Below are 21,230 nucleotides of genomic sequence, written 5' to 3' on the forward strand. Positions count from 1 at the left end.
TCAGAAATGTCGTCGAAATCACGACGACTCAAGATTAATAATGACAATCAGTAGGTAAGGTTTCCAGTTGGAAGGTGAGATGTCCAGATCCCATCGTCCAAAACATTTTTGTGTGGGGGATGCGGATAGCGCAGGAGGAGCCGTAATGAGTAAACTTTGCGTGACTCTTGGAGCCGAATCTACTGAAGCGATATTGCGCTCAACGCAAACTATTTCAGGTGGTTTTGGGGCAGCTGTGATTGGCCCAGCACTGCAACAACGAGAATGCAGCCGTTTTCCTTGGTGTAGTAAGCAGTATGTTTGCCAATGTGGAAATAGAAGCCATTCTGGTAAATTTCGCTGCAGGTTCTTCCCATATCTGGGTTGTCAGCTAACATCTGAAACCCAGAAAGCAGTATCTCTTTGTAATTGTGCCACTGCAATTCAGAAAAGTTTTCGACGGTGTAGCTTTTTACTTTGAGTAAATGGGATTGAGCTAACTGACTTAACTTATATTTATTCTTATTCATCATATAATTACAGTGAACTTAGAAAGCTTTCCCCGTCGACAGTTTTACCGTTGTTGAGCTCTTCTTTGGCTGAATGAAAGCAGTGCTTGAGGTACTCGACTTTCATAGCTTCAAGCTCTTCAAAGTCCCTGATAGACATGACGACAACAGCGTCTTTACTGTTTTTACTGATTTTCACTGGTTCCCGCTGAGCGCTCAGAAGTAACTCTCCAAAATTACGCTTGGCGTCATTTGCTGTTAGTGTCTGCATGATCGAGCTCCAATTTGAAAGTACAGTCAGAGTATAACTTGTCGCACTAAATGTGCAATTTGATTAAATCGTGCGATCTGGGTGATATTTAAGCGTTATCCATTGGCTTTTTTCCAAGTGGGTATAGAAGAAGGTTTATACGTGGTAACTAAATCTAAGCCATAAATCTGTATTAATCCGTTGCTCTTTCACCCTGCAATAAAGAGTTCAATGTACTGGCTGAGGTTGGGAGCAAGCCCACTTTCAAGCCAAATGGCTTAAATGCTTTGTTCAATATGTCCGTTTTATAACTGCCTCTATCGTTCTCAATGTCCGAAAGCGTTTTTCGGGAAATGTCGACCAGTTTGGCAAACACATCTTGCTTTAATCCCAGCACATCTATCCTAAGCGCCTTTAAGGCTTGCCCTTGGGTTAATTCCCCGAACAGCAATTGCTTGATGATTCGGTTGGCAACATTTTTGCGCTCAGCTGCGTTAACCGGTGTCTTGTTCTTTGACACCCGTTGAGTCACCCGAGAGTTTGAAGTGGTCTTTTGTGTGGCTTCTTTGGTATCTGATTGAACTTGTGAAAGCTGTGCTCGGTTGGCTTTCAGGCGAGCGACAGTCGCTCTAGCTGATTCGTTAAGTAACGATTTGTTTGTGCTCATCGAAGCCCCCACTTAGCCAGTTTGTCAGAGATATGGTTGAACCCAATACCCGGTAGTTCGAGAATTTTTTCGGGTACCCCTTTTGCTGCCAGTCTTTGCTTTAAACCCATACATTGGTTCGCCGTATCACGCAGTGCTTGAAGCAAGTTTTCACTAGGTACCAGGTCAGACAAAGTGTTTGCTATTCCAACAAAATCATAGGTTCCGCCAACCTCTAGCGGTGCCTTCCATTTGGTTGTTCTTGGTATGCCTGATGGGTCTGCTTTCATTGGCGCAAAGTCGTAAATGGGCGCGAGTTTGATGTGACCATTTCCTTTGAGAAATGAAGTGTTTCGCCCATGGTTATCACTGTTTCCGAAGAGGATATTGAGAAGATCTCTTTTAACCCATTCGATAACGAATGCCTGAATATCAAAGTGGTATCCTTGGTTCGTCACCATATGACTCTGAGTGATTTTATCGATGAGTGCTCTGATGGTTTCTTCATGGTAAAGGGTAACACCAGCACTTTTACCCAAGATGGAATAGACCGATTCCATGCCAAATCTTTCGATTTGCCCTTGAGAGTTATAGCGAATGTCAAAACGAGGCAGCCACAATGAGGGGTAGTGCGATCCTTCTTCCAGGCGCATGTGCTCGACTGGGATAGTGTCAAACCCCATTTCTGTAAGTTCATGATAGTAATGAAACTCTGCGCGGAGAATATCGCAGTCTATAACACTTCTTGAGCCACGAGGGTATTTAACTAAATAGTGCAAATCCCGATTGCTGTTGTCGTCCTGATACGGGTCTATCCATATTTTCCAGTGATTTGGATTATCTTCGATAGCCGCGCGAAGAAGAAGCTTGGGCGCTTCTCCTCCTGCACCTGTTGCACCGCCTGCCGCAGCACCTCTCTGTTGGGCATAATCTAGAAAGTCACTGGCGCGGCTTTTCACATCTTCCACCGAGAAGAACAGATTATCGGCAAGATCAAAACGATCTGGGAGAGAATCTTTGACTCTAAGGTTGCCAACAGGGCACATGGTGCCATATCTCAACAAGACGTAGTCTTGCTCGGCACGGGGAAGATCTTCAATGTCTAATTGCTTAACCCAGTATTTCCTGCTGGCACCACTGGGCATGATGTCGTCGAGAAACTTCAACCAACCGGGTTCTCCTTTATCATCAAAGAAAAAAGCGACTGGGTGGTTAATGGAAACTGCGTGCAGGTCATCTTTTTCATAATGATCAATCGCATAGTCCTGCAAATAGTCAACAGCGGTGACTTTGTAGTTGTGTAGGTCACTTTCAGGGAATGAAATGATGGCGATATCGAGCCATTGTTCATTGATAAATGCCTGAATCGTCAGTTGTTCCATCATCATTACCCCAGAGTTCACTAATGGGTATTAATTTACGCATAAACTCATAAAAATTCAATTAATGAGTATTTATCTACTCAAAAGTAGATGCCCGACTTAGATTGTAGTGAAAAGCTCTCTGAGAAAAAGCCGCTGCGCAAAAAACGAGTAGATAGTTACTCGTAATATTAGCAATAAACACCTAATGAGTGATTTATTGCTCATTAAACTGAGGCTTAATTAAATCGTGCGTTTTGGTTGATGTTTGAGCGGGCGACATCAGCTCTTATCCCCAAGTGGTTATAAAAGAAGGTTTATCCCCGATAAGGGATAACGGAGATAAACCTTTGTGTTTCCGATTTAAGAAGGCGTAAAACCGGGTCCTTTGAAGACTTTCACAGGATTGCCTCTTTCCAGCTCCCAGTGCTGCTGCCTTCGGGATTTGGTTTGCGCAGAGAGCGATGCCTGTTTCTCGTCTTCAAGCTTTTTGTAGAGCAGAGCAACCGCCAGACGCTTATTGGCGTGTTGGCTGCGCTCAGACTCCACTCTGACCGAAAGGCCAGATTCGACATGTGTTGCCCTGATGGCAGAGCTTGTGGTGTTCACATGCTGCCCTCCCGCGCCGGAAGCACGGCATGCCCGAAAGCGAAAATGGTGCTGTATGTCGCTTTCATCCACCTCATAGGTCTCGCCACCAAAGAACCAGTTTTTCCGTTTATGCCTTGGCCGGAAAGGGCTAGGGAATACCCAGAGCATCGGCCCTTGCCAGTCTGTCGCCAGCTGTTTTGCTGCTTCTGGAGCAGTGGCATCCAGACGCACCAATACCGACTTATAACAGCCTGACTTACCCGCAGAGACCGCTTCAACGACTTCCAGTGAAACTGCCTTATCAGCGCACTGTTTTTCCAGTGTGCTGAGTGCAAGCCCGACCGCTTTGCAGCATTCCAATGGCCCTTGTCCGGCAGAGAGTTGCAACAAGATCATGATGCGCACCCTCCCTGCGTTTTAAAGGTCAAAACCGGACGCGTTTTGGCGATCACATCGATCAAATCGGCATTCACCAGATCGCTGATCACCGACTCGCCCTTCTTGTAAGCCTGTGGCGCTTCATCATAAAGCAGCTCTTTGTTCCCGCAGATCACCCGGCTACCCAATGCAGTTTTCAGCAGATCTTTCGGCTTAAAGGTGCTGTCTAAGCGGCCTTTACAGGTGCCGCGTTGCCATTTTCTCCCCGCACCATGGGCGAGGGAGTACAGGCTTTGAGCCGCCACTCCGTTGTGTCGCGGTTTCACCAGATAGCTAAAGTCACCTCTGGAGCCCGGGATCATCACCAAGCCTTTATCGCTGGGCGTCGCCCCTTTACGGTGAAGCCACCCCAGACAGCCGTTGATCTCAACCTGCGTCACCAGGTTGTGGTTCACATCCAACATAAATTGCCCGTCAGATCTGACCGCAGACAAAAAGCGTTGCGCAATCAAGTACCGGTTGAGCTCGGCCCAGCGAACGGCTTCATTGTGCTCAGAGACATATTGCGCCAGCGCATCACTGCCTTCCGCGAGGCCTGCATGGCCATGCTCAGACACATGCTTGGTTAAAATGGCTTGCCCAAGTCCGCGGGAGCCAGAATGCACCAGCAATTGAAGCTGCTGGGTATTCAAGCCGGAAGCTTTGAATGCCGCAGCATCATAAACCTCGTCGATACGTTGAAACTCAGCAAAATGATTGCCGCCGCCAATGGTGCCAAGTGCCATGTCGAACCCCTCGGATTCGACATCCCGCGCCTTTTTAAGCTGCAAAATGTCATCAGCCCAGTTTTCACCGAGCGGCCCTTCGACCTTATCCAGCCGTTTGGCGAGTTTATCCAGGTTCAGCTTCGCCACACGAAGAGAGGTTTGCCACAGCGACATACCACAGCCGATATCGTTACCCACCAATGCTGGATAAACACGGCCGACAGAGAAAAATGACGCTCCGACAGGGTAGCCCCGGCCGGGATGCAAATCAGGCATGCCGACAACCTGCTTCATGCCTTCAAGTTGTGATGTTTTTAAAAGTTGTTGTGTTGCCAGCCCCTCAATCCAGCTCTCATTCGAGGCGATCAGGCTGACAGAGTCAGAAAGTGTTTGGACGAAATTGCCCATAGAGCCAATTCCTTATTCAGGATTGAAAAAGATTAATCGAATTGGCAGGTCGCTTCGCTTCAACGCGAGCGAAGGGGGGATAAAGCGGAGGGCTTTAAAGCTACGTCGGGTTGATTAGCAAACAGCGCCTGCAAAGGATGGGGATGTATAAGTCATGATGATTCTCCTTTGCTGATGTTGTTGAGTGGTCGCATAGTAATCAAATGCGTTATTGATAGCAAGTGAGCTCGGGAAGAGTGCGCAGAGCAGCAGTCGCTGTCTGCGCACTTTATTTCAATGCCGGTTAACCCAAACTCATTGAGAGAATCCACTAATACGGATGACTTCCCGGAGTTCATTCTCCAAGTCCGCAGAGTTTCTGAATGGCAGCGTGTAAGGGCTCTGTTTGAGTAACTCAGACTCCCACGAAATATCAGGCACTACGCCCTCATTCAACCTTGAGCCGTCTAACCGACGAAACTCCTGCACGGGGTAAGACATGTATCCAAGCTTCTCATCATACAAGTCATAGATATGGTGAAGTGAGCGGAACTGCATCACTAAGGGCGCGCCCGCAGTTGGCTTGCCAATCACCGTCGATTCAGGTGAACTTTGAATCCCAGCAGCCAATATTTCCCCGCCGGAATTTGTCTGTACATCGGTCAACACCAACACTTTCCCGTCGAATACCTTGCTGGTCTCGGAAGAAACGCGCTTACTTCTGCCAAAGGCATCGTAATAGACTCCGAAGTCTTCATCCCCAAGAAACAGGCCCGCTAAACCTGTCATCTCTGGCAGAGCGCCGCCTTGGTTTCCTCTTAGATCGAACACTACAAGTTCGGGATTATTGGATACTAAAAACTCTCCGGTTGCCTCAGCGATACCATCGTAAAAATGAGCCATCCAAATGTAAGCGACGCGCTTGCCGTCGATGTTCAGCAGGGAGAAATCAACGCCTTGCGTGTGGATGCCATTTTCACTGGAGGTGAAATCCGCCAGTGTGTCCAACTGTAACGGGACAGGAATATCAAGGAAGGTAATGTTTCCCCCGTTATTGCGCAGAACATGGAGCGTGACTATTTCACCGCGCATTCCTGTGACAAGCTCTTGGAGCTTTGCATTGTCGCTGTCTCCCAGAACTGAAAAGTCCCCGGCTCTCGTCACACCAACTATACAGTCCAGCGGCCTTAAACCTGCATCAAGGGTGGATGTGTTGGTAATCCCCATGACGGAGTAACACGCAGGTTTTTGAGCCAACGTCGCGCCAATGTGCGGAACGGGAGGAAGCGTCGTTTGTTCATACTCTTTTTCAGAAACATAGCGAACACCTGTCACTGAATGAGGAAGCAGGGCACCAATAAACAGCCCGATGTTGGAAAAGTCGACGCGGTCAGTTTTCGACTGAAGGTAGTCCAATTGCCCTTCAATAATGCGCAGCGCCTCTGCCGGGTTGTCAGTAAACCCGTTGATAGCGACCAGCTTATAGGTCAGGAATGCTGCTCTTCTGTCGTCTATCAGATCGCCATCGTCTGCCGAGATAAAATTCAGCGCATTGTCTGGTGCATTTTTTAAAACCTCAGCCCCGTTTTCGGCCAGCCAGTTTTTCATCTCGCTAATGGCGAGGTTTTCCTTTTCCCGATAGTCGGTGTAAAAGTCCTGAGCCTCTTTGGTGGAAAGGTTTAGAGGGTAAACGAACAGATCGCGATAGCGATCCTCAAACGCCTTTTTCTCTTCATCCGTTAACACCACACCGATGGGGTCCAGATTGAAGAGAAGCCGAGAAAAAGCCTGCCCAACACTTTCGCGGTTGTTCGCCAGGGGAGTGAGCGTATCGAGTGATGACTTGTAATAGCGTCGGATAAACCGATTAACCATAGCATTCAGCGCATCGTTATAGCCTTGTTCTGCACTGGCAGGCGTGGAGGGAGCATATGCTTTGGGGGAATTCTCTTTCGGGGCTTTAGCGCCTCCCGTTGACTGACAGCCAACAAGTAAAGAGACGCAAACTAAGCCAAACACCCAAAACGGTTTGCACACGGTTTTTCCAAACAGCACTTTCATCGGCATCATCCCTGTTATTACCACTTTGTGAAAGCTAGCTTATCTTTGAGCGCGTTGCCGTGATCTGTGTTTTTGCGCACTGCTAATTCGTTGGTTTGTATCAGTTTGGAGGCGGGGCTAAAAATTCCTAGCTGGTGGGGGGAGTGGTGAGGTTAATCTGCTTTTAGATTCCATAACGCCTGAGCGCGCTCATTCACGGCTTCCAATCCTTTCCCGCTGAGTTCCCCAAACACCGCGCCGGACTTTATCCAGGTTGAAATCAGCATGAAGATAGATGGCTCCGGTAACCGCTCTTTTCCTTTGAGGGCGCACTCCCAAACTACCAAGACCCTTTTTCCGTCTTTCAGAAGGGCAGACATGTTCCTTTTGTCTCTGGCGGCATTGCCAGTGAGCTTATCGTTCCAGAACTGTTTTCGGGTATTAGGGATGTGGGATAAGTGGCAAAGGTGAAGATGCCAGAAGCAACCGTTGATAAATATTGCTGTGTTGTACTTAGGCAGCCAGATATCGGGCTTTCCGGGAAGACCTTTGTGAGCGATACGATAGCGAAAGCCTCTGGAATGCAGCCCTTGGCGGATCAGCAATTCCGGTTTTGTGTCTCTGGCTTTAATCGCCCGCATGTTCCGTTTACGGGCCTCGGATAGTTCTTCCATAACCCTGCATTTTGGTGTGAGGCGTAGTGATACCTTACACAGAAATACAGAAGAGAAGTGTATGAGTTACGCTAACTGGTGTGTGTAATCACAAGGTGCTCATCTACCCACTTTTGAGCCATTGAAAGGGCAAGCTCTGCATCTGCGGTGATTCCTTGTTCCTGAATTTCGGTTCCATTCGAAATACAGAATTCAAAGCCACCTCTGTAAACATCTGGGTTTTCGTCGATGTAGATAGTGAAGCCTTTGTAGACTTCCTCTGTTTCTGCCCTGCAGCTCATAGCTGGATTCCCATTGAATGAAACATTGGGAAATTGTGAATGATACGAGGGAGGTAATCCACGGACTATGAGTCACATATGATCGAACAAAAATTTAGCTTATTGAGGTTACTTAACAGGACAGTATCGGTTAGTGAGGGCCCAATACTTAGGTTAGTTATGGGATACTTATCTTGTTAGATACTCCTACCCCTTCCCCAGTAAATGCCTAGAAAAAAACTTTTTTTGTTCACACCAAAAATATTTAAACCAATGATTAATAAGTAGTTTGTAAATAAATATTGGTTTTTTGTGGTTTGAATGGTGTTTTTTGGTAATTGATCTGATGATCAATAAGGGTATATATTGAGTTTCATACGGACAACTAAGGGGACACATTCATGTATACAGACGATGGCCAGGACATCATTCACACCGCTTCATTCGACGAATGGGGGTTCTGCTCTGCATGCGGAATGGACGAGGCGACCTGCGAATGTCCCGGTCCGGCCGATGTGTTCATGAATAACTCACACGTTGCTTCTTTAGATACTTTTGGCGCGGAGAATGTTGATGACTGATACCTACGAACACCACCTTAGTGATATTGAGCAGATCCTTGCATTGTTTCCGGAAAACCGGTTTACCCACGTTCTTGCCAAAGCACTGCCCAAGAACGCCAATGACAAGAATCAGATCTACTGGTCTTCCGATTTCAACATGCTTGGTCCCCTGTTCGATTTGCAATATGGCGATCGCGGGCTGGTTACCAGCACTAAAAAAGGCGGAAAAAGCCGTGGGAGGAGTATTCCGGAAGCCGTTTTCACAGATTTCTCTTGGCTCACGGAGGACAGCAGGGAAATTCGCGCCCCTAAAGTGAAAATGCTGATTTATGCCCAGTACCCGGAAATGCGCTTAAGTGGATTCAAAACGGAGACCGGCCAGATTCCGGCGTCACTCTCCGTGGAGTTCACCAAAGCCAATCCTGACATCAAGCGCATTATGATCCTTGCCCGCACACACCATGGCGGTGCTGTTGCGATGATCGTTATGCCACAGGGAAATCTGCTGGAAAAAGTGCTGGCCAGTCCCGGATTTGAAGGCTCGGGTGTTATCAAACTGCTGCGGGAAACCTATGTTCACGAGAGTGACCTGCGGGAGAAACTGGCAGGCGCTGTCGAACGCTGGATGCCGGGTGTAAGAAGGACAACTGATAACCAGAGCATTGCATTCAATGGTACCCAGGTCTGCGGTTACACCCTCGAAGATACGCTTGAGATCATTCCCAATGCCAACAAGGACGGTGACTACATGGGGGTTGAGCTGAAAGCACATACGGCAAAGAAACTGACCCTGATGACCACCGAACCTGATATGGGCATCTATAAAGAAGATTTCGCAAAGTTCATGACCACCTATGGCTATGAGAAGAGCGGTGAGTGGCGATGGACCGGTACTCATAAAGAAGGTATGCGAAGCGCTAAGTCAGGACTGACCCTGAGAGTGATGGGATATGACAGGAAAGAAAACATCTCAAAGCAGCTTAATGGTGAGCAGCTGTACATCGGCATGTTTGACGCTGACGGAAACCTGGCTGCAGGATGGAGCATGGAACGGATCCTTGGCGGATGGGGTGCTAAGCACAATGAAGCCGTGTATGTCCCGGCAACACGCAAAAACACAGAAAATCCAGAGCTGAAGGCAACCGGACACAAGTATGAAGTTTTTTTCAGCAAGGATGTGGTCTGGTGTCGTGGCACCAACCCGAAAAAGTTCCTCGATGCGATTCTGGATCATGTCATTATTATTGACCCAGCGCCGAAGTTCGACCCAGCCAACCCGAAGAATAACAAACGCCGTACCCAGTGGCGGGTGAATGATATTCACAAGGCTATTCCACATCTCTACGAACATCAGGAAAATATCAACCTGCAGGAGTGACTGAAAAGGTGGGTTCATATAAAGACCCAGTAACGGACAGCCGGCGAAAGAATATGCAGGCTATAAAAGGGCGGGATACCCGCCCTGAGCTGAAAGTCCGAAAAAGGGCTTTTCCAACGTGGGTTCCGATACCGGCTGTCTGATGAAATGACACTCCAGCTGGCCGAAACCTGGATCCGGAGCGGAGTGAAAGCAGGAGTGATTAATCATCAGGGACTGGTCTGTTTTCACGAAACTGAAAATGACAGAATGACCGGAATCATAAATACTGTATAAACAGACATAGAAAATCACAAAAGGGAATTTTGTGTGATAGACTCTCACACAAATAAACCTTTGAGGAAAGTCTGTGCAGAACAAAGAATACATCATCGAGGGCGACCGCCTTGATGAGGAACGCATTCTAAAGCAAAAAGAAGAAACGAATAAACTTCTTAAGCTGCTTGTTGAAATTTATGACCAGAAAAACCTGGCCCTGAGACTCAGTCCTCTCGATATCACACCGGTTGTTACCCGAGAAAAACTCAACCAGTGGAAAAAGAACCCTGCACAGAGCGATCTGAGATTCAGTGATCGCACTATCGAGCTTATCCGCAACGAACTGCTACCAGCCAAACCGGAACACTGGGACAACCCGGATTTTACCTTTATTGATCTTTTTGCCGGCATTGGCGGGATCCGTAAAGGCTTTGAGGAAATCGGCGGAAAATGTGTCTTTACCAGCGAGTATGAGCGCCAGGCACGCCGTACTTATCTGGCCAATCACTATGTTGATGATCATGAGCTGCCATATTTCCTCGATGAGGAGATTGACCTTTACCCTTACCCCCGTGAAAACCCGGAAGACACAAAGGTTAAGAATACTTCATTGATGGATATCACCCGGGTAACACTGAGCGGTGATCACTCCCTGAGTGATGAACAGAAAAAAGCGCACATTCTTCAGCACATTCCAAAGCACGATGTTCTGCTTGCCGGTTTTCCCTGCCAGCCGTTCTCGCTCGCTGGTGTTTCAAAGAAAAATTCCCTTGGCAGAGCACACGGATTCGAATGCGACACCCAGGGAACCCTGTTCTTTGATGTAGAGAAAATTATTGAAGCCTGTGAACCAAAGTTCTTCGTACTTGAGAACGTCAAGAACCTTAAAAGCCATGATAAGGGCAACACCTTTGCCACCATCATCCGAACCCTGGATCGGCTAGGCTATCACGTTGCTGACATTACCGGTGCAAGCGGGGAGGTGGGAGACATTGAGAAAGACATCCCTTACGTCCGTAATCGCAAAGCCAGCGAGCCGACCATTATTGACGGTAAGCACTTTACACCGCAGCACCGTGAGCGAATCGTGCTGGTCGGGATCCGTAAAGACCTGCTTGGGACCATGCCAGAACTGGGGCAGTTCTCTCTCAGAAATGTGAGTGAGCACTATCCGCCACAGCGTTACAGTGTCTCGGATATCCTGTGCGAACTGAGCGAGGAAGATGAGAAAAAATACACGCTGACGCATAACCTCTGGAACTACCTGTACCACTATGCACTGAAACACCAGACCAAAGGCAACGGCTTCGGTTTCGGGCTGGTCAATCCGGACGATGAAAACGCGGTGACACGCACCCTTTCGGCACGTTATTACAAAGACGGTTCAGAGATCCTGATTAACCAGCACAACCTGCCGCAGGAATACCTGGATAACAACCGAGAGCATGCGATCCGGAAAAACCAGGACCGTGAGGCCGAAGCTGTTTTCTATGCAGAGAAAATGAAAGCAGAAAACCCAGAGTGTACTGATAAAGATTACAAAGACTTTATCAAAGAAGGCGAGGCCCGTTACGACCAGCTTCACGGACGCTATGCAGAGGAGTTCGATTCAACCCACCTGACCCCGAGAAGATTGACACCACAGGAATGTGCGAGGTTGATGGGTTTTGAGAAGCCTGAGTTTGACCGCAATGAAAACGACACGGATTTCCGTATAGTCTGCGCAGACAACAATGCTTACAAGCAGTTTGGTAATTCAGTGGTGGTTTCTGTATTCAGGGCCGTCGCTCAGTTGATGGCTCCGCACATCAGAAATGTGCTGGACACAGAGAAAAGCCGGCAGGGTAATGCGGCTTAAATAGCTGCAATGTCATAAAAAGTGGGCGCTCAGGCGCCCACTTTTTTATGTGAGAAAGTAATGAGAAACAGGCATTACTAATATATTCCATTTCCGCCCCAAATCTATCGTAACGCCATGTTAGAAATAGAAATCTTATAAACATTTGAGCAGCATCAATCACTAATGACATGTTAAATATTAAGGTTATCGTTGCACTTCTCAACATCGCTGTAAAATGGCCGGATGCTGCGGGATTACTGCGTTGCAGCTATTCTTTCAGTTCTCCTAATAACGTTTGTACAGCTTAATCGACAATGTAGAGAGTTCTTATGAACGATTTTACCGAAGCAAGACATGAGCTGATCACTTACCTAAGAACACAGCTCATCGGCCCCGTTGGAGGCACAAAAGAAAAACTGAAAGATGCTCCACACAAGCGATATCTGATGGGAACACTTTACCCTGCTGCCGCCTGTATAGATGATTCCAATGATGACAAAGATGATGACTCTTCAACGGAAGCCCTTGCCAATGACTTCAAACCGTCTTCAATGGCAATGTCGTTTGCGATGCAAGCGAACACATCGCTATTCCTGACTGTATCTGCAGGGCGATACCACAAAGGAAACAAGCCAGAATGGCAACGTCATGAACTCCTTCATGAAGAAAAACTGGAACAGCTGACCACAGGAAAAAAGGAATTATTCGATAAACGCGCACGCCTGGATATAAAAGTTAGAACACTCCCCACAGGCAAAGTCGTCACCCTCGCACTTTCAAACAATGAAAGCTCCGGCGAACGACTGGACCCTGAAAAGTGCCTTTATCAGTGCAGTATCCGAGTGAATGTGCTGGAAGGGAACATTCGGGAATACCCAAGCAGTGACAGGTTCAAGCTTGATGATGAACAGCAGGAGCTGAACCTGACATACCGAAAAAGGGTCCCTTGGGCCGTTGGGCATGGCGTTGCCGTAGACTGGTCTTTTGAGGAGGGACCATACCCTGTATCGGTGTTCACAGAGGCAATGCCTACTCTCGAGGTAAAAGATTTCAGTACCGATATCGACCAGAAGAAATATCCGGGCCTTGACCGAGACATACTGAGTATTACTCGAATTGCTGATACTGATTCAGCGACTGACGCCCAGCTGCTTTCCGGCTACCGACAGCTCATCGATGTTTACCGGACATGGATTAACGAGCTGGAAGATGAACAACTTGACAGACGATACCTTGCAGCAAAAGAACGCATCATTCAGAGACTGAAAAATGCTGCCCAGCGAATGGAAAACGGGGTGTCGCTACTGCAAAAATCACCGGTTGCCATGGAAGCGTTCCGGATGGCAAACAAAGCGATGCTGATGCAGATGCTTCACAGCGGAAAAGTATATGCCGGTGAATCCAAATCCAGAGAATTTACCTTTGAGCAGCCAGACTACTTTGCCTCAGAAGTTGTTGAAAACTTCAGATGGCGCCCCTTCCAGCTGGCATTCCAGCTGCTTGTTCTGGAATCCCTCATTCCTGATGAAAACGGGAAATATGCGAAATCACATGACGAAGTAGATCTTCTTTGGTTTCCCACAGGGGGCGGTAAGACCGAGGCTTACCTAGCGGTAGCGGCCTGGGAAATGATATTCCGCCGCCTGACAAATGGAGAGAAAGGGGCCGGAACCGCAGTCATCAAACGTTACACACTCCGTCTGCTGACATCTCAGCAATTTCAGAGGGCAGGCAGTCTTATATGTGCCTTGGATAAAATACGCCGGAGTGACGAAAGACTGGGAAAAAGTCACTTTTCACTGGGGCTCTGGGCCGGTGAAGGAAGCACGCCAAACAACTTCAAGGATGCACACGGTAAGTTTGTCCTTGCCCGTGACGACCATGAGCCGGAGAACCACTTTCAGCTTCAGCACTGCCCGTGGTGCGGCACAGAAATCATGCCCAAGGCCTATACATCTGATGATAACGCCTATGGCATAAGAACAAGCCCTGAAAGCAAGTTTGAATTTTTCTGCCCAAATGAAACGTGCGACTTTCACGATCACCTGCCAATACAGGTTGTCGATGATGCACTTTACCGAAATCCGCCCAGCCTTCTGATTGGAACAATTGATAAATTTGCACGCCTGACATGGAAGGCAGAAGCAGCAGCATTTTTTGGTGACAGAAAGGTACTCCCGCCTAGCCTGATCATCCAGGATGAGTTGCACCTTATCTCAGGTCCATTGGGCACAATTGCCGGCATCTATGAGGCGGGTTTCGACACGATCATGGAAGTACTGGGGCAAAAACCCAAAATCATCGCCGCCACTGCAACCATCCGTGCAGCTAACCAGCAAAGCGTCAGGCTATTTGGCCGTAAGGTAAATGTATTTCCCCCCTCCGGCACAGATCAGGCCGACTCCTTCTTTTCCAAGGAAGAGCATGAAAAACCCGGCCGTATGTATGTGGGGGTAATGCCGTCTGGCCACACCGGCCAGACATCACTGATTCAGACCAGTGCGGCCGCGCTGCTGGCACCTTTTGAGCTGGGCTTTTCCGATGCGCTGCTGGACAGCTACTGGACGCTGCCCATCTATCACAACAGCCGGCGGGAACTGGGCAAAACCATGACTTTGGGAAGGGATGATATTCCGGAACGTATCAAGGTCATATCAGGAGACAAGCAGGATACCCGGGAAATAAACATCGTCGAAGAGCTGAGTGCCGGCGTAAGAGGTTCAAAAATCCCGGAAGTTCTGGAGAATCTCAGTAAAACCGTCCCTGATGCAGTCGATATCCTGCCGTGCACCAATATGATTTCGGTCGGGGTCGACATTGAGCGACTTGGCATAATGGTCATTGCCGGTCAGCCAAAAGCGACCGCGGAGTATATTCAGGCATCGAGCCGGGTGGGTCGAAGTAAAAAACGCCCACCGGGCATTGTGATCACGCAATACTCACCGACCAAGCCCCGTGACCGTTCTCATTACGAGACATTCAAAAGCTATCATCAGGCGCTCTATCGCTATGTCGAACCGACCAGTATCACGCCATGGGCCAAACCTGCTCTTGAACGTGCATTACACGCTTCTCTCATTGCCGCTGTCCGGGTTACCGGTTATCTGAGAATGAACGAAAGCGCACGCTACCTTGATACCAACCACCCTGAGTTTGTACACATAGCCACAGTATTGAAGAAGCGAATCGTACAGGCGATGGATGGCATACCAAAGAACGAACAACGGACGACATTGCAGCACCTAGATTCAATCATCGATACATGGCAGGAGCGCTGTAACCGCACATCGAAGCCGTTAACACACTATGAGGCAAACAAACAATTTCAGCCTCTGATTCAATCGTTTGAAAGCGCTTCACATGCTGAAGCATGGCGCACGCTGAACTCAATGCGAAATGTTGATACTGAAACACACCTGTATATCCGAGGAGAGAACTGATGGCCGACTCAAAGCATGCTTACCGCAGCTCTCAGCTGATCACCCCCTTTGGCCCCGGTGCCATTATTGAGCTCGGCGATGAATCTTTAGTGCTGGCAGATCCCTCCCACTGGCCCAAAAGGCTGGAAGAGATAAAACTGGATCGTCTGGCGCGGGAAGCCGGGGTGTGGGCATTGAAAAAGCCCCCCGTCATTAAAGATAAAAGAGACGAACCTAGCGGCCACAATGCACTGATGACAGTCCGTTTTCCCAAATGGATGTTCTGCCCACGCTGCAAAAAAATGGAACAATGGAAACCGGATACCGGGAAAAAGAACGCAGAGGGTATCCCTGTTTGCACTAACCATGCTTGCAAACAGAAAGTACTGGCACCCATGCGTTTTGTTGCGGCCTGCCAGCACGGACACCTTCAGGATGTCCCTTGGGTTTACTGGGCACATAAACAAAGTAAGCAGAAGCGTTGCGAACATCCTGAGCTGTACTTTTTATCAAACCCTGAAATGGGTAGTGGGCTCGATGCATTATATGTCGAATGTAAGAACCCCGAGTGCGGCAGTCGGAATTCACTGAAGGAGATAATGAGCCAGCATGCGCTTTCCAGTATTAAGTGTGAAGACAAGCAGCCCTGGGAGAGTAAAAATTTCAGCGACCGAAAGTGCTCCGAGCCCCTGACAGTATTACAGCGCGGCGCAAGTAACCTCTACTACCCGATCATTCGCTCCGCATTAGACATCCCACACAGCGCGAGAAGTGCCGGAAACCCAGTCTATACAAAGATCAAGGAGTCCAATGAGTTCGAACTGCTGATGAAGGCCCTGACCGACGATAAGGAAAGGCTCATCCAAGCTTATGCAGAAGAAATAGCAGATGAATTAAACCTGACCACAGAACAGGTTCTCAATGCCGTCAAAGGCAAAGCGCGCGAAGAGAGGACGTTCAGAATCCCCAAAGATGAGGAACTGAGAGTAGCAGAATGGGAGGTGCTTTCATCCGAAGGGATTGAGAGTAAGGAAACGCCGACTTTCAAGGCAAAGGTCGCCAGGTGGGCTGACTGCCACATATTCGGATTCGACAACGTTTTCCGCCGCGTAGTTCTTCTTGAAAAGCTGCGCGAGGTGCGCGCGTTTTGTGGGTTTGAACGGGTCACCCCAGGCAGTAACCCTGTCAGCCCGAAAACAGCAACCATCTCTCATTCCTGGCTTCCCGCCACTGAAGTTTATGGTGAAGGGATATTCATCGAAATGAACAGCGAGGCGATCAGTGCATGGGTGAGCCGTATGGCGCCAGAACTGAAAAAACGTATTGCCACACTGCAAAAAAACCATGCGAACCTTAGCTCCACCTACCTTCCCGAACCAAGCGTCAAATTCCTGATCCTTCATACACTGGCTCACATACTTATCCGCCAGCTGAGCTTTGAAAGCGGATACTCAAGCGGGTCGCTGAGAGAGCGGATCTACGCAGATGACGGGCAGGCTGGTCTTCTTATCTACACGGCAGACGGCGACTCTGAAGGCAGTCTTGGTGGCTTGGTACAGCAGGGAGAAGCCAACAGACTGTTTCCGGCTCTCCTAGCTGCGCTTGAGGCAGCACATTGGTGCTCAAATGATCCAGTATGTAGCGAAAAACAAGATACCGGGATCATGGGACTGAATCAGGCTGCATGTCATTCCTGTTCCATCATTTCTGAAACAAGCTGCGAGAATAACAACCTGCTCCTGGACAGGAAAATTCTGATCGGTAACGAGGAATACGACGGCTTTTTCACGCATATTGTCACCTGCGCACAGGAGGCATTGATTTAGATGAGAATGCCTAATATTCGCCAGCTCAGCGAGGAACAATTAGACATCTTTGAAGATGCCCCCATTGACGGGAGTATCCTCGTTTCAGGCCCTCCCGGGACAGGGAAAACGGTGATCGCATTTCTGCGTGCTCAGCGTCTCGCAAAGAGAAACATCGATATCACCGTCCTGATGTTCAACCGGGTTTTAAGAAGGTACACCGAAAATATAGCATCTGACATACCCGGAAATGTCCAGTCAAAAACCATGCACAGCTGGCTGCCTAGTTGGTGGTCACTGCACAAAATTGAAAATGATGAGAGCGAAAAGGTATACGTTAAATGTTCATTTAATGAGAAAGAAGCCCTCAAGGCCATCGGTGGTAAGTGGGACAATGACAAACGCATGTGGTTTGTACCCCGGGAGTTATATCTCTCAAACCCTGACACCTACAGTTCCTGGGAAAGAGGAGCATTTGACCCACCGGAAATACAGAAATGGCAATACAACTGGATGAAAATGCTAGATTTATATCTTAGTCAGACACCTGAAAGTATGCATGACTGGGGACATCTGATACTTGATGAGGCGCAGGATTTTGAGCCAGAGCTGTTTACCTTCCTCAATTTAGTTTCAAAGCAGCTGGACAAAGGAGGAATTACCGTCCTTGCCGATGAAAACCAGCGCCTTGAGGAGAACAGGAATTCAAGCTTGGATGAGATAAGAGCCAACCTGAAAATCACAAAGAAACCGGAGCGTGAATTCAGGCTTACCGTCAACTTCCGAAACACTTTTCAGATTGCAAAAGTTGCCAGCCATTTCTATGTAGGCCTTGCAACCGGGATGCCGAACCCTCCGAGCCGGCAAGGCAGCAAGCCAGTCATGGTGTTTACGACTGACTCTGACGCGCAGATTGAATATATCTGTCGTTCACTCAAAAACCGTGCTGCCGTAGAGGTTGGGGTTATTGTCGATAATGACGCTGACCGGGAGCTATTTACACGAGAAATAACAAGACGACTGCCAAGTTATCATGTTCAGACCTACAGCAGCAGGGAGTACCGCAAAAGTGAATCGTTGCAGTTTGACAGGCAGGGGGTTGTGACTGTTATCCATAGGAAAAGCTGTAAGGGTTTGGAGTTTGATTCTGTATTTATCCCACAGTTACAGTCCTTTTCTGTTGACGACAGAGACCTGACGACATTTAAAATGAACCTGTATGTTATGTGCTCAAGGGCGCGTAATGAACTGGTTTTCCTATGTAATGGTGGTACGGATACAAACCATACATTTTTTGAACATTTCCCAGACCACACAAGCGGACTGGTTGAATATAGAGAACAAATATAATGGAAAATAACGCAGAGACACTGTTTTATGTGATGTTATCGAAACGCTATCTTAGCCGTTATGTTCTCACCTATGAGCTTTTGCCTTTAGAGTGCTGCCATTATGTAAACGGCGGCAAAATCTTTGATAGCGCCACAATGAATGCGATGCTTGCACAAAATAAAGTCAGTGATAAAAACGTCATCATTGAGCTTAATGCAAACAGTAATGATACCTTTCAGTCTTATACCAACATAAAGAGCATCGGCTTCACCAGTAAGGAAAGCCTTGAGTCGTTCACCGACATCAGCTTCGAGAATTATGATCTCAGTGCGCTTAACTTGTATGTGGTTGATACAACTCTTGAAAGTGAGCCTGTCACAATAGAAACCGCAGAACCTGTAACTATAGATAAAATCAACTTTTCACAGAAAGCGGCACTCAATGATGCTATTACGGTCGCTATCCATAAGACCCTCATCACTCACCCACAATTTGGCGATGAAATACAGAAATACAAAGGCGATGCCGAGGTGCTGCTGCAACGCATCATTTCACTGTATATCGATGATACTGCCGAGCTGTCGATGGCAGTCGCCTTCTTTAAAGTTTGCAGTCATTTCCACATAGACAATGGCTGGCAACCGGAGGAAGTCATTTCTGAATTTGGAAAAAGACTGGAAAAAAACGCTGATGTAAAAGAAACGGTAGAAGTATGGGTCGATACGGCAAGGAAGCTGATAAAAAATGAAGACATCCATCTCAGCTATAGCGATGACCAGAACATTGTACTGAGAGCCATGACTCTTGTTTTCCTGAACCCAGAGCAGAAAAATATCGACAGTATGAAGTTACACCATGGTGAAGATCTGGGTACAAAGGTCTATGCGTTAGCCGATCTATTTGTAAGCGCAAGAACAGGGTATAGCTATCTCAGCGCAGAGCAACGCAAACAGATAAACAGCAGGGAAAAGCTGCACGACGTAAGTGCAAGTTTATATAACCCTGCATCAGACCTAGAAGATAAAGAGCCTGATACATCGACCGTTGACGTGGAAATGACGGACTCTGATAACACCGGGTATTCACTGGAACAGGAATCATGGCTTACAAACCATACTGAACACTCTTATAAGCTGAATGGCGTGAAACCGATGGCAGGTTTTGACCTGACACTTGAATACAAACCAGACAGCACACTCGCTTGGCGCGTCATAGACGCAAACAGCGAGAAAGGTATGGATAAACTCAAAGGGCAACTGGCCATCAACCTCCTTTCAATCCAGAAAGACTTTCCAGAAGGAGCAAGGATAGAGATAATTAAGGATAAAGGGCTCTATATCATGTTCCCTGTTGATTGGGCAGGTTGTGCTGACTTAAAAGACAAAATTAACTCTGCCCTTGATCTGTTAATCTCTATCAAAATCGCACAGAAATCGAGTCGTCTGGAAAAGTAAACGGAGCTCTCTGTCCAGAATTGCAAACATATTAAAGCATACCCCAACGCGACCACCAAAGTGGTCGCGTTTTTTGCTATATCACCACTGAAATAAGACGCAAGCCACTTTCAGGGAAATAAAATATTTGCCTTTACCCCTCAACCGATGAATAAATTGCGAATAGAAGAATGTCGAATTCGACAAGTCTGCATTAAAGTGCAGCTAGCTATTAGACCGAAAATAGTAGGGGTACTAAACTCGGCTACGTTAATCACTTCAAAGGCAATAATGAAAATTGATTATTAAAGTAAAAAAAAAGCGCCAACCCTTTCGAGTTGGCGCTTTCCCAAACGTTTGGTGGAGCTGGCGGGAGTTGAACCCGCGTCCAAAATCAGTCTAACTAATGGCGCTACATGCTTAGTCTATCTTTAATCTCGTCAGTGTGCTGCGAATAGACACGCTACAAAAAGACATACCGAAATTCTATTTCGCGGTTCAGCTCTTCGGTCAAAGCTTCCCTCGCTATCCTGATTGGGTTTGACTGCCCTGATTCCCCGTCCTACAGGCGGAGGCTAGGGAGGGCAGGCTCTGAGCAGGTTATTAAGCTGCTAGTGCGTAGTTTTCGTCGTTTGCGACTATTTTTTTGCGGCTTTTTACGAGGCCAACCGCCCCTCGGCATGCTCCACGAGCCTTCTTGATCCTGTCGAATCCTGAATCAGCCCCGGAATGTGGACGCAGATACTAGCATAACATGCTGCTGCGTCAACGATTATCTGGTTGAGTGCTTCATGATTCGCGCTTTGTCGCGCTGCCAATCGCGATCTTTGGAAGCATCACGTTTGTCATGAAGTTTTTTACCCTTCGCCAGACCAATCTTAAGTTTAGCCCACGACTGTTTCCAGTACATGGAAAGCGCGATAACCGTGTAACCTTCACGGTTCACTTTACCAATCAAGTTGTCGAGTTCACGACGCTTGAGCAGCAGTTTTCGCACGCGTGTTGGGTCTGCCACTACGTGTGTAGAAGCAACGTTCAGCGGAGTGATGGTCGCGCCAGACATGAATGCTTCACCATTGCGGAAGAACACGTAGCTCTCGCTGATGTTGGCTTTGCCTGCACGGAGTGATTTCACTTCCCAGCCTTGTAGCTCTAGCCCTACCTCAATATCGTCTTCGATGAAGTATTCGTGGCGAGCCTGGCGGTTCTGAGCAATCGTGTTGCTGCCCGCCTTATTCTTTGCGTTTTTCTTTACCATAATGGCGGCATTATACGTAGTGGTTATGGTGGGCGAAACAAGTTTTTATCGGATTTTCAGGCGCCCGGCCCCATAAACCGCCGATGGCGGTGTTTCTGGGTG

17 protein-coding genes and 1 other RNA gene are annotated in these 21,230 nt (G+C 47.9%); 7 read left to right on the plus strand and 11 right to left on the minus strand.

Annotated features, from left to right (window positions below; all coding sequences use genetic code 11):
- Window positions 1-209 precede the first annotated feature (209 nt).
- The 9 genes from RN22_RS09250 to RN22_RS09290 all read right to left on the minus strand — a co-directional run bounded on the left by RN22_RS09250 (window position 210) and on the right by RN22_RS09290 (window position 7,863).
- Window positions 210-509 carry a type II toxin-antitoxin system RelE/ParE family toxin gene (locus RN22_RS09250; RefSeq protein ID WP_046304063.1) on the minus strand — a complete coding sequence of 100 codons (300 nt, stop codon included), beginning with the start codon at window positions 507-509 and terminating at the stop codon, window positions 210-212.
- Between the two features lie 7 nt (window positions 510-516).
- A complete protein-coding gene (locus RN22_RS09255; protein WP_046304038.1) occupies window positions 517-759 on the minus strand; it encodes a type II toxin-antitoxin system Phd/YefM family antitoxin in 243 nt (80 codons plus the stop codon).
- Window positions 760-931: 172 nt separating this feature from the next.
- The gene (locus RN22_RS09260; RefSeq protein ID WP_046304039.1) at window positions 932-1,405 is read right to left on the minus strand and encodes a helix-turn-helix transcriptional regulator; all 474 of its coding nucleotides are present in this window, start codon (window positions 1,403-1,405) and stop codon (window positions 932-934) included.
- The gene (locus RN22_RS09265) at window positions 1,402-2,766 is read right to left on the minus strand and encodes a type II toxin-antitoxin system HipA family toxin (protein WP_046304064.1); all 1,365 of its coding nucleotides are present in this window, start codon (window positions 2,764-2,766) and stop codon (window positions 1,402-1,404) included. The genes RN22_RS09260 and RN22_RS09265 overlap by 4 nt, the downstream gene beginning before the upstream one ends.
- A 342-nt stretch (window positions 2,767-3,108) precedes the next feature.
- A complete protein-coding gene (prfH, locus tag RN22_RS09270; protein ID WP_046304040.1) occupies window positions 3,109-3,732 on the minus strand; it encodes a peptide chain release factor H in 624 nt (207 codons plus the stop codon).
- Window positions 3,729-4,889: an RNA ligase RtcB family protein gene (locus RN22_RS09275; RefSeq protein ID WP_046304041.1), complete on the minus strand. Its 1,161-nt coding sequence runs from the start codon at window positions 4,887-4,889 to the stop codon at window positions 3,729-3,731. Before RN22_RS09275 ends, prfH begins: the two co-directional genes overlap by 4 nt.
- 294 nt (window positions 4,890-5,183) lie before the next feature.
- Window positions 5,184-6,929, minus strand: a complete 1,746-nt coding sequence (locus RN22_RS09280) for a S41 family peptidase (protein WP_046304042.1) — start codon at window positions 6,927-6,929, stop codon at window positions 5,184-5,186.
- 152 nt (window positions 6,930-7,081) lie between these two features.
- Window positions 7,082-7,582 (minus strand): very short patch repair endonuclease, encoded by a 501-nt coding sequence (locus RN22_RS09285; protein ID WP_046304043.1) that lies wholly within the window; start codon window positions 7,580-7,582, stop codon window positions 7,082-7,084.
- Window positions 7,583-7,653: 71 nt separating this feature from the next.
- Window positions 7,654-7,863, minus strand: a complete 210-nt coding sequence (locus RN22_RS09290) for a hypothetical protein (protein ID WP_046304044.1) — start codon at window positions 7,861-7,863, stop codon at window positions 7,654-7,656.
- 380 nt (window positions 7,864-8,243) lie between these two features.
- Here RN22_RS09290 and RN22_RS09295 point away from each other — a divergent pair, with 380 nt between their 5' ends.
- The 7 genes from RN22_RS09295 to RN22_RS09325 all read left to right on the plus strand — a co-directional run bounded on the left by RN22_RS09295 (window position 8,244) and on the right by RN22_RS09325 (window position 19,891).
- Window positions 8,244-8,423 carry a hypothetical protein gene (locus tag RN22_RS09295; protein WP_046304045.1) on the plus strand — a complete coding sequence of 60 codons (180 nt, stop codon included), beginning with the start codon at window positions 8,244-8,246 and terminating at the stop codon, window positions 8,421-8,423.
- Window positions 8,416-9,783: an MvaI/BcnI family restriction endonuclease gene (locus RN22_RS09300; protein WP_052737515.1), complete on the plus strand. Its 1,368-nt coding sequence runs from the start codon at window positions 8,416-8,418 to the stop codon at window positions 9,781-9,783. The genes RN22_RS09295 and RN22_RS09300 overlap by 8 nt, the downstream gene beginning before the upstream one ends.
- 349 nt (window positions 9,784-10,132) lie before the next feature.
- The gene (gene dcm, locus RN22_RS09305) at window positions 10,133-11,899 is read left to right on the plus strand and encodes a DNA (cytosine-5-)-methyltransferase (protein ID WP_046304047.1); all 1,767 of its coding nucleotides are present in this window, start codon (window positions 10,133-10,135) and stop codon (window positions 11,897-11,899) included.
- Between the two features lie 311 nt (window positions 11,900-12,210).
- The gene (locus tag RN22_RS09310; RefSeq protein ID WP_046304048.1) at window positions 12,211-15,321 is read left to right on the plus strand and encodes a helicase-related protein; all 3,111 of its coding nucleotides are present in this window, start codon (window positions 12,211-12,213) and stop codon (window positions 15,319-15,321) included.
- A complete protein-coding gene (gene drmB / locus RN22_RS09315) occupies window positions 15,321-17,126 on the plus strand; it encodes a DUF1998 domain-containing protein (RefSeq protein ID WP_046304049.1) in 1,806 nt (601 codons plus the stop codon). The genes RN22_RS09310 and drmB overlap by 1 nt, the downstream gene beginning before the upstream one ends.
- Complete coding sequence (locus RN22_RS09320) at window positions 17,127-18,455, plus strand: DUF5710 domain-containing protein (RefSeq protein ID WP_046304050.1); 1,329 nt, start codon at window positions 17,127-17,129, stop codon at window positions 18,453-18,455. It begins immediately after the preceding gene.
- Window positions 18,455-19,891, plus strand: a complete 1,437-nt coding sequence (locus RN22_RS09325) for a hypothetical protein (protein ID WP_046304051.1) — start codon at window positions 18,455-18,457, stop codon at window positions 19,889-19,891. Before RN22_RS09320 ends, RN22_RS09325 begins: the two co-directional genes overlap by 1 nt.
- A 337-nt stretch (window positions 19,892-20,228) precedes the next feature.
- On the opposite strand, the gene ssrA is transcribed toward RN22_RS09325, so the two are convergent.
- Window positions 20,229-20,596: a transfer-messenger RNA gene (gene ssrA, locus RN22_RS24690) on the minus strand.
- Between the two features lie 46 nt (window positions 20,597-20,642).
- Window positions 20,643-21,128 carry an SsrA-binding protein SmpB gene (gene smpB, locus RN22_RS09330; RefSeq protein WP_002536901.1) on the minus strand — a complete coding sequence of 162 codons (486 nt, stop codon included), beginning with the start codon at window positions 21,126-21,128 and terminating at the stop codon, window positions 20,643-20,645.
- Window positions 21,129-21,230 lie beyond the last annotated feature (102 nt).

Origin of the sequence: Grimontia sp. AD028, from assembly GCF_000973155.1 — a bacterium.
GTDB classification, from domain to species: Bacteria; Pseudomonadota; Gammaproteobacteria; order Enterobacterales; family Vibrionaceae; genus Enterovibrio; species Enterovibrio indicus.